Below are 15777 nucleotides of genomic sequence, written 5' to 3' on the forward strand. Positions count from 1 at the left end.
ACGGTCGATCCGGGCGTGTCGAGCGCGTCCGGATCACGTCGGGATGTCGGAGCGGGGCACCGTCGCGGCGCTTCCATCCCGTAAACTGATCGGGACCCGTGGACATTCCGGGTCAGCGCATGCCCGGACGCCGTCGCAGTCGTCCACCGAGTGTGCGAGCTGATGCGAACAGACTGAGGTTCTCTTGCCGACTGCCACCGTGACCCGGCCCGACACCGATCGACCCCGATCGCCGCTGTCCCGCAAGGTCCGTGCGTACGTCTCGTTGACGAAGCCGCGCGTGATGGAGCTGCTGCTCGTCACCACGGCGCCGACGATGTTCCTCGCCGAACGCGGCGTCCCCGACCTGTGGCTCGTCTTCTGGACGATGCTCGGCGGAGCGATGTCGGCCGGTTCGGCGTCGGCCTTCAACTGCTACATCGACCGCGACATCGACCGGCTGATGAAGCGGACCAGCACCCGACCGCTCGTCACCGGTGAGCTGTCCGACCGCGAGGCCCTCGTGTTCTCGTGGGTGCTCGGCATCCTGTCGACCGCGGTGCTCGGCTTCCTGGTGAACTGGCTCGCCGCCGCGCTGAGCGTCATCGCGATCCTCATCTACGTGTTCGTCTACACGCTGTGGCTCAAGCGCCGCACCCCGCAGAACATCGTGTGGGGCGGCTCGGCCGGCTGCATGCCGGTGCTCATCGGGTGGGCGGGCGTCACCGGCTCGCTGACCTGGACCCCGGTCATCCTGTTCATGGTGATCTTCCTGTGGACGCCGCCGCATTACTGGCCGCTGTCGATGAAGTACCGCGACGACTACGACGCGGCCGACGTGCCGATGCTCGCCGTGGTCCGTGGCCGCACCGTCGTCGGCCTGCAGGTCGTGCTCTACGCGTGGGCGACGCTCGTCTGCTCGCTCCTGCTCATCCCGGTCGGGCACATGGGGCCGCTCTACACGGTCGTCGCGCTGGCCGGCGGCATCTGGTTCGTCGTCGAGTCACACCGCCTGTACTCGCGGGCCATCCAGCACGTCGAGCACGTGCAGCCGATGCGGGTCTTCCACAGCTCGATCACGTACCTGACGCTGCTGTTCATCGCCGTGGGCATCGACCCGCTGCTGCCGCAGGTCTTCACCTTCTAGGCGGTCGAGCGGGCGCCCGCGCGTTCGGTCCGCAGGACGCCGTCGTGTCCAGGTGACGCCGTCGTGTCCTGTTGACGCCGTTGTGTCTGCATGACGCCGCCACCCCGCCGAGACGCCGCCGAATCCGGCGGCGTCTCTCGCGTTCAACGGCGTCTCGGCAGGACACCGGCGTCCTGCGTCGGGCACGAGGCAGCCTGGAGGCACGGTGCTGGCCCGCCACGGGCCACCCGTCCGGCTTGGGGAGCGCCTGCCGCGGGGCGGACGCGAGCCGCTGCGGACCGCGGGTGGTGCGGATGTCGAGCGACGAAGTCGATGTCGTGCGACGTCGGCGGTGTCGTTCCGCGTCAGCAGTGTGGCGCCCAGCCGTCCACCACGAACGCGACACCCCACGAGTCGAACGACTCGTGGGGTGTCGGAGAACGGGTGTCGAGCGCGCGACGCGCCCGGGCGTCAGGCGTCGATGGGCTCCCGGACGGCGTCTCGGCCGGCTGAGGCCCGCGTCGACAGCACCACGGCGGTCACCGCTCCGACGAGCATCCCGGCGAGCACCATGTGCGTGCCGACGAGCCCGACGGGCAGACCCGTTCGCGCCTGCGTGAGCCCGACAGCGATCTGCAGGAACTCGACGACGAGCAGCAGCAGCGGCCACTTGCTCGGGCGGCCCAGGCGGACGGCTCCGATGACGAGCACCAGGGTCAGGGCGAAGAGGGCGTACGCGGGCCAGGCGTGCACGTGCTCCATGACCGCGGGGTCGAACCCGGTGCGGTGCAGGCGTCCACCGTCGACCGCGGCGTCGGCTCCGGCGTGCGGGCCGCTGCCGGTGGTCAGGATGCCGACGAGGACGGTCACGACGACGGCGGCGACGGTGCCGCGGACGACACCCGTGTACCAGCGCGGGACGAGCCGCTGGGCGGTGCGCGGGCCGTGCGTCGTGCGGTAGACCAGCGCAGCGGTCACCGAGGTGAGGGCGGCGGAGACGACGAAGTGCAGCCCGACCACGAAGGGGTTCAGGTTCGTCCAGACGCTCATGCCGCCGATGACGGCCTGCACCGGGATCGCGACGCCCTGAGCGAACGCCAGCCAGAAGAGTTCGGGGCGCGTGCGGAGCATCCGGACGACCGCGAGGAACATCGCGACGGCCACGATCACGAGCACGAAGGTGAGCAGACGGTTGCCGAACTCGATGATGCCGTGGATGCCCATCTCCGGCGTGGAGACGAGCGAATCCGCCGTGCACTTGGGCCAGGTGGGGCATCCGAGGCCCGAGGCGGTGAGGCGCACGAGGCCTCCGGTGCCGATCAGCACGACCTCGACCACGAAGGACGCCCAGGCCAGTGCGACCACGCGACGGTCGACCACGCGGGGGAGCGACCACCACCGTCCGGTCCGGAGATCCTGCTCGACGGGGGATCCGACGCGTGTCACGAGGGTGGTGCCTTCCTGTTGTTCCGTGCAGTGAACCTGTAGGATTCGAGGGTTCAGCAGCAGTCAAGTCTAGGCAGGCGCCGGCTCCGAATGGGCCGAGATCGCCGATCAACCCACGGACTGCGTGGAACCATTGTCGTTGCGAGGGAGCAGCACCCGGTCCGCATGTCAGCGGTCCGCGGTGGAATGGCGTCCAGACGCCACGGGTTCACACCTGTAACGCTGTCCCGCGAGAAGGAAACGAGGAGACCATGTCCGACGTGCTCATCGACCGTCCCGAGCTCGAAGGGCTCGGCCAATACGAGTTCGGCTGGTCCGACTCCGACTCGGCAGGGTCCTCCGCCCGTCGTGGGATCTCGGAAGAGGTCGTCACCGACATCTCGAACCTCAAGGACGAGCCCGAGTGGATGCTGAAGAACCGCCTCAAGGGGCTGTCGCTCTTCGGCCGCAAGCCGATGCCGACGTGGGGTGCCGACCTGACGGGCATCGACTTCGACAACATCAAGTACTTCGTGCGCTCCACGGAGAAGCAGGCGCAGTCGTGGGAAGACCTCCCCGAGGACATCCGTGCGACCTACGAGAAGCTCGGCATCCCCGAGGCCGAGCGCCAGCGCCTCGTCGCCGGTGTCGCCGCGCAGTACGAGTCCGAGGTCGTCTACCACCAGATCCGCGAGGACCTGGAGCAGCAGGGCGTCATCTTCATGGACACCGACACGGCGCTCCGTGAGCACCCGGAGCTGTTCGAGGAGTACTTCGGCACCGTGATCCCGGCCGGCGACAACAAGTTCGCCGCGCTGAACACGGCCGTCTGGTCCGGTGGCTCGTTCGTCTACGTCCCGAAGGGCGTCCACGTCGAGATCCCGTTGCAGGCCTACTTCCGGATCAACACCGAGAACATGGGCCAGTTCGAGCGGACGCTGATCATCGCGGACGAGGACTCGTACGTCCACTACATCGAGGGCTGCACCGCCCCGATCTACAAGTCCGACTCGCTGCACTCGGCCGTCGTCGAGATCATCGTGAAGAAGAACGCCCGCGTTCGGTACACGACGATCCAGAACTGGTCGAACAACGTCTACAACCTCGTCACCAAGCGTGCGATCGCACACGAGGGCGCGACGATGGAGTGGATCGACGGCAACATCGGGTCCAAGGTCACGATGAAGTACCCGTCGATCTACCTCGCCGGCGAGCACGCCAAGGGCGAGACGCTCTCCGTCGCCTTCGCGGGCCCCGGTCAGCACCAGGACGCCGGCGCGAAGATGATCCACATGGCGCCGTACACGACGTCCTCGATCGTCTCGAAGTCGATCGCCCGTGGTGGCGGTCGTGCGGGTTACCGCGGTGAGGTCCGGGTCGACCCGGCCGCGCACCACGCCGCCAACACCGTGCGCTGCGACGCCCTGCTGGTCGACACGATCAGCCGGAGCGACACCTACCCGGCGATCGACATCCGTGTCGACGACGTGCAGCTGGGACACGAGGCCACGGTCTCGCGTGTCAGCGAGGAGCAGCTCTTCTACCTCATGTCCCGCGGCATGGCCGAGGACGAGGCGATGGCGATGATCGTCCGTGGCTTCATCGAGCCGATCGCCCGCGAGCTCCCGATGGAGTACGCACTCGAACTCAACAAGCTCATCGAGATGAGCATGGAAGGATCCGTCGGCTAGATGTCCAGCACCACCCCTCCCCACATCGACCAGCCGATCGAGCCCGCTGCCGCAGCGCAGGGCGGCACCCAGCACGGCGCCGGAGCCCACTCCGACGGCGGCTGGGACGCCCCCGACAAGAAGGTGCCGGTCCAGACCCGCTCCGAGCGGTTCCAGTCCGGCGACGTCGAGGCGTTCCCGAAGGTCACCGGCCGAGAGGTCAACTGGAAGTTCGCGCCGCTCACCAAGCTCCAGCCGCTGCTGGACGGCGCGCTCGACGGATCCGCCTACCCGTACCTCGCCCGACAGTCCGAGGGTGCCGACGTCGAGTGGGGTCGCAGCGACGACCCCCGCGTCGGCTCCGCCGGCCTGCCCGAGGACCGCGCGTCGGCCGCAGCCTGGACCGCCCGTGACGCGGTCCTGGCGATCACGATCAAGGCCACCGAGGCGCACGAGTTCATCACCGTGACCCGTTCCGACTTCGGGTCGCAGCCCCGCGCTGCGCACACGGTGATCACGGCCGAGCCGAACTCCCAGGGCATCGTCGTGCTCGACAACCGCGGCAGCGCCCTGCTCAGTGAGAACATCGAGATCGTCGCGCAGCAGAACGCACGACTGACCGTCGTCAGCCTGCAGGACTGGGACGACGACGCCGTGCACGTCTCGACCCACTTCGCCGAGGTCGGCCGCGATGCCTTCCTCAAGCACGTCGTGGTCTCGCTCGGCGGCGACGTCATCCGCGTCAACCCCTCCACGCACCTCGGTGCGCAGGGCGCCGACACGGAGATGTACGGCGTGTACTTCGCCGACGCCGGCCAGTACATCGAGCAGCAGGTCTACGTGAACCACGACGCGCCGAACACGCGCGGTCGGGTCAACTACAAGGGCGCGCTGCAGGGCCAGGGCGCGCACACCGTCTGGATCGGCGACGTCCTGATCGGCCGCGCCGGTGACGGCACCGACTCGTACGAGCAGAACCGCAACCTCGTGCTGACGGACGGCACCCGTGCCGACAGCATCCCGAACCTCGAGATCGAGACGGGCAACATCGAGGGCGCCGGCCACGCGAGTGCGACCGGTCGCTTCGACGACGAGCAGCTGTTCTACCTGCAGTCCCGCGGAGTCCCGGAAGAAGAAGCCCGGCGCCTCGTCGTGCTCGGCTTCCTGGTCGAGGTCATCCAGAAGATCGGTGCGCCGGAGCTTGAGGAGCGTCTCATCGCCGCGGTCGAGCAGGAGCTGGCCGAGGGCCGTTCGGTCATCGCCGAACCGGCCGAGGCGAGCGACGCACAGGCCGCCGCCGCGCAGTCCGACGGCGCGGAGGCCACCGCCTGATGGCCGAGAAGGTCTGCGCCGAAGCCGACATCGCGGTGGACAGCCCGATGCGGGTGGTCGTCGACGGCACGGCGGTCGCGATCGTGAAGGACTCGTCCGGCACGGTCCACGCCATCGGCGACACCTGCACGCACGGCGACATCTCGCTGGCCGAGGGCTTCGTCGAGGGTGACTCGCTGGAGTGCTGGGCCCACGGGTCCCGCTTCTCACTGGCCACCGGCAAGCCGCAGAACTTCCCGGCCTACGAGCCCGTCCCGGTCTTCCGGGTCGAGGTCCGCGACGGCGACGTCTACGTCGACGTGCAGGACGTCGTCCCGGTCGACTGAGCACCCCCAACACTTCCCGCGGCTGACGCCGCACACAGCTGCAACCGAAGGAACGCAATGTCCACTCTGGAAATCCGTGACCTCAAGGTCTCGATCGACACCGATCAGGGCACCAAGGAGATCCTGAAGGGTGTCGACCTCACCATCAACGAGGGCGAGATCCACGCGATCATGGGGCCGAACGGCTCCGGCAAGTCCACCCTGGCGTACACCATCGCCGGTCACCCCCGGTACCACGTCGTCGGTGGCACCATCACCCTCGACGGTGAGGACGTCCTCGCGATGAGCGTCGACGAGCGTGCCCGTGCGGGCATGTTCCTGGCGATGCAGTACCCGGTCGAGATCCCCGGCGTCACGGTGTCGAACTTCCTCCGCACCGCCAAGACGGCGATCGACGGCGAGGCCCCGGCGCTCCGTGGCTGGATCAAGGAACTCCGTCAGTCGATGGCCGACCTGAAGATGGACTCGTCGTTCGCCGAGCGCAACGTCAACGAGGGCTTCTCCGGTGGCGAGAAGAAGCGCCACGAGATCATGCAGCTCGAGCTCCTGAAGCCGAAGTTCGCCGTCCTCGACGAGACCGACTCCGGCCTCGACGTCGACGCGCTGAAGATCGTCTCCGAGGGCGTCAACCGCGCCAAGGCCGCGACCGGCCTCGGTGTGCTGCTCATCACGCACTACACGCGCATCCTCCGCTACATCAAGCCGGACTTCGTGCACGTGTTCGTCGCCGGCAAGATCGCGGAGCAGGGCGGCCCCGAGCTGGCCGACCGCCTCGAGAACGAGGGCTACGACCGCTACGTGCAGGTCGCCGCCGCCGAGGCGCAGGCCTGATGATCGCCGCACTCGCTCCCGACAAGTTCGACGAGGTCGTCGAGGGCCTGAAGGAGGTCCAGGACCCGGAACTCGGCGTGAACATCGTCGACCTCGGCCTGATCTACGACCTCGCCTGGGACGACGACGCCAACGCGCTCGTCATCAGCATGACGCTCACGAGCGCCGGCTGCCCCCTGACGGACGTCATCGAGGGTGACACCGCGAACGCCCTCGACGGCATCGTGGACGCCTTCCGGATCAACTGGGTCTGGATGCCGCCGTGGGGTCCGGAACGGATCACCGACGACGGACGCGAGATGATGCGCGCCCTCGGGTTCGCGATCTAGTCGCGGCCCACCACGGACGGGAGGCGCGGTGCCAGCTGGCACCGCGCCTCCCGTCCGTCTGTGCGCACGCCACGCGCGGGGCGCGCCGCCGATCGGTCGCGACCGCCCGCTCACGTTCGCCGAGTGGTCACGTTCTGTCGGCTGACGGCGCGCCAGACGACAGAACGCGACCACTCGGCGTCCGGGTGGCGGGGAGTCGTGACCGCTCCAGCCCGCCGCGCCGTTCCCCGCACCGGACGCAGAACGGCCCCGCACCGATCGGTGCGGGGCCGTCCTCGTGCGGTGCCTCAGCGGCGGCCGACGGCCTTCCACGCGAGCGGCAGGATGCCGGCGGCGATGAGGGCCTTGGCGATGCCACCGACGATGAACGGGTACAGGCCGGCGGCGAGCACCGACTGGACGTCGTTCGGGGCGCCGAGCTGGCCGAGCGCCACAGCCAGGTACGGAAGGCCGGTCACGAACGGGATCGCGCTCGCGAGCAGCATCGCGACCGCGGCGCGGCCGACGTGGCGGTCCCAGTTGCGACGGGCGAGCCAGCCGACGAGCCCGGCGGCGGGGATGAAGCCGATGACGTACCCGAAGCTCGGCAGGGCCAGGGCCTGCAGGCCGCCCTGCATGTCGGCGAAGAACGGGGCGCCCGCGAGTCCGGCGACGGCGTAGACGAGCAGCGAGAGCATGCCGCGGCGTGCGCCGAGGGTCGCGCCGACGAGCACGACGGCCAGCGTCTGCCCGGTGATCGGGACCGGCCACATCGGGACCTCGAGCTGCGCCATCGCGGCGGTGAACAGGGCTCCGCCGGCGACGAGGGCGGCGTCGGTGGCCAGCCCGTGCGTGCGCAGACGGTCGGCGAGGACTGCGCGGGGAGCGAACCCGGTGGCGTTCGTCATGGATTCTCCTAGAATGGACTGCTGGTTCCGTTCGGAACCATCGGTCCCGTCAGCGTAGCGGTGCACCTCACGCACACACCGTTGTGCAAACCCACCAACTGATTGGACGTCCACTGTGCTTGCCGTGCACGAACTCGAGATCCGCGTCGGAGCTCGTCTCCTCATGGAAGACGTGTCCTTCCGTGTCGAGAAGGGCGACAAGATCGGACTCGTCGGCCGCAACGGCGCGGGGAAGACGACGATGACCAAGGCCCTCGCGGGCGAGACGCAGCCCAACGGTGGCACGATCGACCGCGGCGGGGAGATCGGCTACCTGCCGCAGGACCCCCGCTCCGGCGACCCGGAGGAGACCGCGCGCAAGCGCATCCTCGACGCCCGTGGGCTCGGTGAGCTCGTGGAGGGCATCCGCCTCGCGACGCTCGACATGGCGAGCGACGACGCGGCCGTGGCCGAGAAGGCGATGCGGCGCTACAGCCGCCTCGACGACCAGTTCAACGCGCTCGGTGGCTACGCGGCCGAGGCCGAGGCGGCGTCGATCGCGTCGAACCTCAAGCTGCCGGACCGCATCCTCGACCAGCAGCTCAAGACGCTCTCGGGTGGTCAGCGCCGTCGCATCGAGCTCGCCCGGATCCTGTTCTCGGACGCCGAGACGATGATCCTCGACGAGCCGACCAACCACCTCGACGCCGACTCCGTCGTGTGGCTCCGCGAGCACCTGAAGACCTACCCCGGTGGCGTCATCATCATCTCCCACGACGTGGAGCTCGTCGAAGAGGTCGTGAACCGCGTCTTCTACCTGGACGCCAACCGGCAGACCATCGACATCTACAACATGGGCTGGAAGCTCTACCAGCGGCAGCGCGTCGCCGACGAGGAGCGCCGCCGCAAGGAGCGCGCGGGCGCCGAGAAGAAGGCCGCCACGCTCAAGGACCAGGCCGCTCGGTTCGGCGCGAAGGCGTCCAAGGCCGCGGCCGCGCACCAGATGGTCGCGCGTGCCGACAAGCTGCTCGCCGGCCTCGAGGACGAGCGTGTCGCCGACCGGGTCGCGAAGATCCGCTTCCCTACGCCGGCCCCGTGCGGCCGCACCCCGCTGATGGCCGAGGGGCTGTCGAAGTCGTACGGGTCGCTCGAGATCTTCGCGGGTGTCGACCTGGCGATCGACCGCGGTTCGCGCGTGGTCATCCTCGGCTTCAACGGTGCGGGCAAGACGACGCTGCTGCGCATCCTGGCGGGAGCCGACCAGCCCGACACGGGCGAGATCCAGCCCGGTCACGGGCTGCGCATCGGGTACTACGCGCAGGAGCACGAGAACATCGACATCAACCGCACCGTGATCGAGAACATGGTGTCGGCGTCGACGGACCTCAACGAGACCGAGGCCCGTCGGGTGCTCGGCTCGTTCCTGTTCACCGGTGACGACGGCTACAAGAAGGCCGGCGTCCTGTCCGGTGGTGAGAAGACGCGTCTGTCGCTCGCGATGATCGTGGTCTCCGGCGCGAACGTCCTGCTGCTCGACGAGCCGACGAACAACCTGGACCCGGCTTCGCGCGAGGAGATCCTCAACGCCCTCGCCGGCTTCGAGGGTGCGGTCGTCCTGGTGTCCCACGACGCCGGCGCGGTCGAGGCGCTCAATCCCGAGCGTGTGCTGCTGCTGCCGGACGGCACCGAGGACCACTGGAACAAGGACTACGCGGAGCTCATCGAGCTCGCCTAGCTGCCGCGCGTGTGGTCGGGCGAGGCCCGTCCGCACGGTGCCGCGTTCGCCATCCGGTGCGGTGTTGGGTGCTGGGTGCCCGTTTGTGGCGCTGCACGGTGCGCGGAAGCGCGCACGGGGTTACGAGGTGCGCACGGTGCGGTCTGGAGGCGCGGTGCCGGTCGTGCGCCGCGCCTCCCGTCCGCACGGTGCCGCGTTCGCCATCCGGTGCGGCGTTGCGTGCTGGGTGCCCGTTTGTGGCGCTGCACGGTGCGCGGAAGCGCGCACGGGGTTACGAGGTGCGCACGGTGCGCTGACGCGCACCCACGGCCGCACGCCTCAGCCACGCGTCAGCGACGTGACGCGATGAGCTCGTCCTCGATCTCGGCGTCGGTCTTCGGCTTCGCGTTCTTGCGGCGTTCGCGCTCGAGGGCGCGCTCGCGCTCCTCGGGGTCGTCCTGGTTGAGGTTCCGGTACTCCTGCACCATCACGTACGCCAGGAACCCGAAGCCCCCGGCGGCGAACAGGAACCACTGGATGAAGTAGCTGAGGTGCAGCCCGGTGTCGGCGTTCGGACGCTCCCAGCCGAGCGGGCGTGCCTCGGTCGGTGCGGGGGACTCGGAGGCGAGCTGCCCGTACGCACCGGTCCAGATCGGGTCGTCGACCTTGTTCGCCACGTCGGCCAGGGTCACCGACTGCACCTGGTCGGTGTCCTTCGGGTCGGAGCGGCCGGGGATCCGCGGTTCGCTCTGCTGCAGGCGGACGATCGCGGTGACCTCGCCGGACGGGGGAGCGGGCACGTGGTCGGGGGCGTCCTGGGCGTTGCCGGTCGGCACCCATCCGCGGTCGACGATGAAGGCACGGCCCTCGGGCGTGACCAGGGGCGTCAGGACCTCGAACCCGGGCTGCCCGTTGTGGACGCGGTTGCGCACGAGCAGCTGCGAGTCGACGTCGTAGCGGCCGGTCACGGAGACCCGGAGCCACTCCTGCTCGTCCTGCCAGCTCGAGGCCTTCGGCAGCGCCCGGTCGAGGGGGACGGGGGTGTGGTCGTAGTTCTGCGCGACCTGCTCGTTCTGCCGGACGGCCTCGTTGCGGCGGTCCCACTGCCACATGCCGAACAGTGCGCACACGATGGCGAAGGCGACCGCGATCGCGAAGTAGCCGAGCCAGCGGCGGCTCCGGACGAAGCGCCAGCCGACGAACGGTTCGTGGGGGTCCCGACCGGACGGGCCCGACCTGCCGTCGTCGGTCGAGCGGGACTCCGCGGCGGCGCGCTGCAGCTTGGCGGCGTGCTTGCGGCCGTAGCGGGACTGCGGGTCGAAGCCGTCGGTCATCGCGAGGTGCCGGTGGAGCGCACCCCGACGTCGTTCTTCGGCGCCGCGGTCGCCTCGCGCTCGTCGTCGAGGTGGTCGACGTCCTCGTGCATGCCGGTGACGCGCACCGGGAACGAGCGGGACCGCAGGTAGTCGGCGAGGAAGTCGCGGTGTTCTTCGCAGGCGGCCCAGATCTTCACGCGGTCGATCGCGTGGATCCGGGGGTTGCGCCAGTTCACGCGCCACCCGGCCGTCGAGGTGCAACCAGCTCGCGAGCACACCGGTGTGGATCCGGGTTCGGTCTGCAGGTCGAACGTCGCACCCATCAGCGGGGTCCCCACATCTTCGATCGGTCGCCGTTGCGCTGCCACTCGTCCTGCGCGTGCTGCGCCTGCTGGCGGAGACGGTCCTGCTCGTCGCGGTAGGCCTGGGCCCGGGCGTCCTCCTGCTGTTCGCGGAGGCGCGGGTCGACGGCGTCGTAGAGCTCGATGGACCCGGCGGGGGAGATCATGTCGCTCTCGGTCCGGCTGCCGGCGTTCGCGATGACGACGGCGACCCAGGGGATCACCGCGGCGAGGACGATCGGGATGACCGCGAGCCACGAGTGCCAGATCGAGTACACGAGCACGGCGGAGATGAAGAGGACCACTCGGATGGCCATCTGCCAGACGTAGCGGGACAGGCGGTGCGCCCGGTCCTGCTCCGGTGTGTCCGGCAGCGACGTGATGCTCGTGTGCGTGCTCTTCATACAGATGGTCTCCGTCTACCCGTGGTCAAGCCTAATCCCGCCGGACCGATCGTGGGTGCGCCGCGCGCGAACCGGCGGGGTGGTCCGCTCCGGTACGCTCGTCCGGGCGTGTCCGCCGGGTCCCCGGCACCGCGTGCCGAGCAGATCCCACCGAACGGAGCGACCATGAGCACCCCCCGTACCGTCCTCATCACCGGCGGCAACCGCGGCATCGGCCACGCGCTGGCCGAGCGGTTCGTCGCAGCCGGCCACCGGGTCGCCGTGACGTCGCGCAGCGGTCAGGGTGGTCCCGAGGGCGCGCTGACGGTGCAGGCCGACATCACCGACACGGCCTCCGTCGACGCCGCGTTCACGCAGGTCGAGGCCGAGCTCGGTCCGATCGAGGTCCTCGTCGCGAACGCCGGCATCACGAACGACCAGCTGCTCCTCCGCATGTCCGAGGACGACTTCACCAGCGTGGTCGACACGAACCTCACGGGCACCTTCCGCGTCGTCAAGCGCGCCACGAAGGGAATGATGAAGGCCAAGTTCGGCCGCATCGTGCTGATGTCGAGCGTCGTGGGCGCCTACGGGCAGATCGGCCAGGTCAACTACGCGTCCTCGAAGGCCGCCCTGGTCGGCATGGCCCGGTCGATCACGCGTGAGCTCGGTTCGCGCGGCATCACCGCCAACGTCGTGGCGCCCGGCTTCATCCAGACGGACATGACCGCCGCGCTCTCCGACGAGCTGCAGGCCGAGTTCAAGAAGGCGATCCCGGCCGCCCGCTACGGCACGGTCGACGACGTCGCAGACGCCACGCTGTTCCTGGCGAGCGACGGCGCCGGGTACGTCTCCGGTGCGATCATCCCGGTCGACGGCGGCCTCGGGATGGGGCACTAGCCCTCGGACCGATCAGCCGCGCAGGCCGAGCGTCGCGAGCACGGCGGACAGGTCACGGTCGACGACCGCGACGTCCGCCTGCTCCCGCACGCGCGGCTTCGCGTCGAACGCCACCGACAGCGCGGCGACGCGCATCATCTCGAGGTCGTTCGCGCCGTCGCCGATGGCGATGGTCCGTGCCGGGTCGACCCCGTCGGCGTCCGCCCACTCGCGGAGCGCGACGGCCTTGGCGTGCGCGTCGACCACGTCGCCGAGCACGCGGCCGGTGAGCACGCCGTCGGTGACCTCGAGGCGGTTCGCCCGGCAGTGGTCGAGGCCCAGCTGCTCGGCGAACGGGTCGAGCACCTCGTGGAACCCGCCCGACACCACGCCGACGGTGCCGCCTGCGGCGTGCACCCCACGGACCAGCTGGTCGGCGCCCCGCGTCACACGGACCGCCTGCTGTGCGCGGACGAAGACGTCTGTCTGGAGGCCCGCCAGGGTCGCGACACGCTCCCGGAGGCTCTCGGCGAAGTCGAGCTCCCCGCGCATGGCGCGCTCCGTGATCGCCGCCACCTGTGGCCGGGTCCCGGCGCTGTCGGCGAGCAGTTCGATCACCTCGTCCTCGAGGAGCGTGGAATCGGCATCGAGGACGACGAGGAAGCGGGGCACGTACCAACGGTACCGACTGGCGGAGGCACGGCCGCGTCCGTGACGCGAGCCGTGCCTCCAGGCCGTCCGTCCGGGGCTGCGCCCCGGGTGTCTGCCTGCCTACGCGTCGACGCGGACGCCCTTGCCGACCACGGTGATGCCCGACTCGGTGACGGTGAAGCCGCGTGCCTCGTCGGCCTCGCGGTCGACGCCGACCTGCGCGCCCGGTGCGATGACGACGTCCTTGTCGAGGATGGCGCGGTTGACGACCGCGCCGGCGCCGATGGTGGCGCGCTCGAACACGATCGAGTCGAGGACCTTCGCGCCGGAGTCGATCGAGCACCAGGGCCCGATCATGCTGCGCTCGACCTGCGCACCCGACACCAGGCAGCCGAGCGACACGAGCGAGTCCACCGTGGACCCGGTGTTGCCGTTCGCGTCGCGGACGAACTTCGCCGGCGGCAGGTTCGTCTGCTGGTTGAAGATCGGCCAGTCCTGGTTGTACAGGTTGAAGACCGGGACCGGGGCGATGAGGTCCATGTGGGCGTCGAAGAACGAGTCGATGGTGCCCACGTCGCGCCAGTAGTACTTGTCGCGGTCGGTGGACCCGGGGACCTCGTTGCGCTGCAGGTCGTACACGCCGGCGTCGCCGCGGTTGACGAAGTCGGGGACGATGTCGCCGCCCATGTCGTGCGCGGACGTCTCGAGCTGGCCGTCGCGCAGGACCGCGTCGACGAGCGCGTCCGCGTTGAACACGTAGTTGCCCATCGAGGCCAGGATCTCGCCGGGGGAGTCGGCCAGCCCGACGGCGTCCTTCGGCTTCTCGAGGAACGCGTCGATCTTCGTCGGGTCGTCGTCGGCCACCTGGATCACGCCGAACTGGTCGGCGAGCCCGATCGGCTGACGGATCGCCGCCACCGTGGCGCTGCGGCCGGACGCGATGTGCGCCTCGACCATCTGGTGGAAGTCCATCCGGTACACGTGGTCCGCACCGACGACGACCACGATGTCGGGGCGTTCGTCGCGCAGCAGGTTGAGCGACTGCAGGATCGCGTCTGCCGAGCCGGCGAACCAGCGCTTGCCGAGCCGCTGCTGCGCGGGGACGGACGCGACGTAGGAGCCGAGCAGCCCCTCCATGCGCCACGTCTCCGCGACGTGCCGGTCGAGACTGTGCGACTTGTACTGCGTCAGGACGACGATCTTCTGCAGACCGGAGTTGACCAGGTTCGACAGTGCGAAGTCGATGAGACGGAAGTTGCCGCCGAACGGGACGGCGGGCTTCGCGCGATCGGCCGTGAGCGGCATGAGTCGTTTGCCCTCGCCGCCGGCGAGCACGATGCCGAAGACCTTCTTTGGTGCCATGCCGCTCACAGTAGGCGTCAGCACTGGGAACCGGTTACGTTGAACCAGTGCGAGTCGATCTGCTGACCAGGGAGTATCCGCCGGAGGTCTACGGCGGAGCGGGTGTCCACGTGTCCGAACTCACCGCCGCGTTGCGGTCGGGGACGGACACGGAAGTCCGTGTCCGGGCCTTCGGGGCCTTCCGTGACGAACCCGACGTGTGGGGCTACCGGACCCCGGACGGCCTCGGCCAGGCGAACGGCGCGCTGCAGGCCCTCGGCACCGACGTGGCCATCGCGGCCGACGTCGAGGGTGCCGACCTCGTGCACTCGCACACCTGGTACGCGAACTCCGCGGGCCGGATCGCGCAGCTGACCTACGGCATCCCCCACATCGTGACCGCCCACAGCCTCGAACCCCTCCGCCCGTGGAAGGCCGAGCAGCTCGGCGGCGGCTACCGCCTGTCCAGCTGGATGGAGCGCGAGGCGTTCGAACACGCCGACGGCGTCATCGCGGTCTCGAAGGCCATGCGTGCGGACATCCTGCGCTCGTACCCGTCGATCGACCCCGCGAAGGTCCACGTCGTCTACAACGGCATCGACATCGATGCGTGGAAGCCGACCGTCGACGAGGACGCCGTGCGCGCCCTCGGCATCGACCCGACGCGCCCGAGCGTCGTGTTCGTCGGACGCATCACCCGCCAGAAGGGGCTGCCGTACCTGCTCCGCGCCGTGGCGTCGCTGCCGTCGGACGTGCAGATCGTGCTGTGCGCCGGCGCGCCGGACACCCCCGAGATCCTCGCCGAGGTCACCGAGCTCGTCGAGGGCCTCCGCGCGGAACGTGAAGGCGTCGTCTGGATCGACCGGATGCTCGCGCACGAGGAGATCGTGAACGTGCTGTCCTCGGGCACCGTGTTCGTCTGCCCGTCGGTCTACGAGCCGCTCGGCATCGTGAACCTCGAGGCCATGGCGTGCGGCATCCCCGTCGTCGGCACCGGCACCGGGGGCATCCCCGAGGTCGTCGCCGACGGGCTCACCGGTCGCATCGTCCCGATCGACCAGGTGCAGGACGGTACCGGGACCCCGACCGACCCCGACCGCTTCGTGGCCGACCTCGCCGCGACCCTCACCGAGGTGCTCGCCGACGAGGGGCTGGCGAAGCTCATGGGACGCGCCGGACGGCTCCGTGTCGAGACCGAGTTCACCTGGGACGCGATCGCCACCAGGACACGGCAGGTCTACGACCGGGTGCTCGGCCAGAACCCGTAG

General features: G+C 69.6%; 16 protein-coding genes. 9 read left to right on the top strand and 7 right to left on the bottom strand.

Annotated elements, in window-relative coordinates:
• The first annotated feature begins 199 nt into the window (after positions 1–199).
• Positions 200–1126, top strand: coding sequence for a heme o synthase (locus DEJ02_RS00800; protein WP_071403755.1), 927 nt, complete (start codon positions 200–202; stop codon positions 1124–1126).
• 450 nt (positions 1127–1576) lie between these two features.
• Here the strand turns inward: DEJ02_RS00800 and DEJ02_RS00805 are convergent, their stop codons facing one another.
• Positions 1577–2551 carry a heme A synthase gene (locus DEJ02_RS00805; RefSeq protein WP_111031682.1) on the bottom strand — a complete coding sequence of 325 codons (975 nt, stop codon included), beginning with the start codon at positions 2549–2551 and terminating at the stop codon, positions 1577–1579.
• 251 nt (positions 2552–2802) lie between these two features.
• Here DEJ02_RS00805 and sufB point away from each other — a divergent pair, with 251 nt between their 5' ends.
• From sufB to DEJ02_RS00830, 5 genes are read left to right on the top strand one after another with little or no spacing between them, the layout of a single operon-like run.
• Complete coding sequence (sufB, locus tag DEJ02_RS00810; protein ID WP_071403757.1) at positions 2803–4221, top strand: Fe-S cluster assembly protein SufB; 1419 nt, start codon at positions 2803–2805, stop codon at positions 4219–4221.
• Entirely contained in the window at positions 4222–5532 is a 1311-nt protein-coding gene (sufD, locus tag DEJ02_RS00815) for a Fe-S cluster assembly protein SufD (RefSeq protein WP_111031683.1), read from the top strand.
• On the top strand, positions 5532–5858 hold the full coding sequence (locus DEJ02_RS00820; RefSeq protein ID WP_084740352.1) for a non-heme iron oxygenase ferredoxin subunit: 327 nt from the start codon (positions 5532–5534) through the stop codon (positions 5856–5858). The genes sufD and DEJ02_RS00820 overlap by 1 nt, the downstream gene beginning before the upstream one ends.
• A 57-nt stretch (positions 5859–5915) precedes the next feature.
• Positions 5916–6689, top strand: a complete 774-nt coding sequence (sufC, locus tag DEJ02_RS00825) for a Fe-S cluster assembly ATPase SufC (RefSeq protein ID WP_111023033.1) — start codon at positions 5916–5918, stop codon at positions 6687–6689.
• A complete protein-coding gene (locus DEJ02_RS00830) occupies positions 6689–7018 on the top strand; it encodes a metal-sulfur cluster assembly factor (protein ID WP_017887270.1) in 330 nt (109 codons plus the stop codon). Before sufC ends, DEJ02_RS00830 begins: the two co-directional genes overlap by 1 nt.
• Before the next feature lie 287 nt (positions 7019–7305).
• On the opposite strand, the gene DEJ02_RS00835 is transcribed toward DEJ02_RS00830, so the two are convergent.
• Positions 7306–7905: a biotin transporter BioY gene (locus DEJ02_RS00835; RefSeq protein WP_111023032.1), complete on the bottom strand. Its 600-nt coding sequence runs from the start codon at positions 7903–7905 to the stop codon at positions 7306–7308.
• 115 nt (positions 7906–8020) lie between these two features.
• Here DEJ02_RS00835 and DEJ02_RS00840 point away from each other — a divergent pair, with 115 nt between their 5' ends.
• Positions 8021–9619, top strand: coding sequence for an ABC-F family ATP-binding cassette domain-containing protein (locus tag DEJ02_RS00840; RefSeq protein ID WP_056068703.1), 1599 nt, complete (start codon positions 8021–8023; stop codon positions 9617–9619).
• Positions 9620–9948: 329 nt separating this feature from the next.
• Here DEJ02_RS00840 and DEJ02_RS00845 read toward each other — a convergent pair whose 3' ends face one another.
• From DEJ02_RS00845 to DEJ02_RS00855, 3 genes are read right to left on the bottom strand one after another with little or no spacing between them, the layout of a single operon-like run.
• The gene (locus DEJ02_RS00845) at positions 9949–10932 is read right to left on the bottom strand and encodes an SURF1 family protein (RefSeq protein WP_111031684.1); all 984 of its coding nucleotides are present in this window, start codon (positions 10930–10932) and stop codon (positions 9949–9951) included.
• Complete coding sequence (locus DEJ02_RS00850; protein ID WP_372439414.1) at positions 10929–11237, bottom strand: hypothetical protein; 309 nt, start codon at positions 11235–11237, stop codon at positions 10929–10931. Before DEJ02_RS00850 ends, DEJ02_RS00845 begins: the two co-directional genes overlap by 4 nt.
• Positions 11237–11659, bottom strand: a complete 423-nt coding sequence (locus DEJ02_RS00855; RefSeq protein WP_051596733.1) for a DUF3099 domain-containing protein — start codon at positions 11657–11659, stop codon at positions 11237–11239. Before DEJ02_RS00855 ends, DEJ02_RS00850 begins: the two co-directional genes overlap by 1 nt.
• A gap of 165 nt (positions 11660–11824) precedes the next feature.
• Here DEJ02_RS00855 and fabG point away from each other — a divergent pair, with 165 nt between their 5' ends.
• A complete protein-coding gene (fabG, locus tag DEJ02_RS00860) occupies positions 11825–12538 on the top strand; it encodes a 3-oxoacyl-ACP reductase FabG (RefSeq protein WP_027465673.1) in 714 nt (237 codons plus the stop codon).
• A 12-nt stretch (positions 12539–12550) separates the two neighbouring features.
• Here fabG and serB read toward each other — a convergent pair whose 3' ends face one another.
• Positions 12551–13189: a phosphoserine phosphatase SerB gene (serB, locus tag DEJ02_RS00865; RefSeq protein WP_111031685.1), complete on the bottom strand. Its 639-nt coding sequence runs from the start codon at positions 13187–13189 to the stop codon at positions 12551–12553.
• A gap of 99 nt (positions 13190–13288) precedes the next feature.
• Positions 13289–14530 (bottom strand): glucose-1-phosphate adenylyltransferase, encoded by a 1242-nt coding sequence (locus DEJ02_RS00870; RefSeq protein WP_111023028.1) that lies wholly within the window; start codon positions 14528–14530, stop codon positions 13289–13291.
• Positions 14531–14577: 47 nt separating this feature from the next.
• Here DEJ02_RS00870 and glgA point away from each other — a divergent pair, with 47 nt between their 5' ends.
• Positions 14578–15777 carry a glycogen synthase gene (gene glgA, locus DEJ02_RS00875; RefSeq protein ID WP_071403766.1) on the top strand — a complete coding sequence of 400 codons (1200 nt, stop codon included), beginning with the start codon at positions 14578–14580 and terminating at the stop codon, positions 15775–15777.

Origin of the sequence: Curtobacterium sp. MCLR17_042, assembly GCF_003234695.1 — a bacterium.
Classification (GTDB): Bacteria; Actinomycetota; Actinomycetes; order Actinomycetales; family Microbacteriaceae; genus Curtobacterium; species Curtobacterium flaccumfaciens.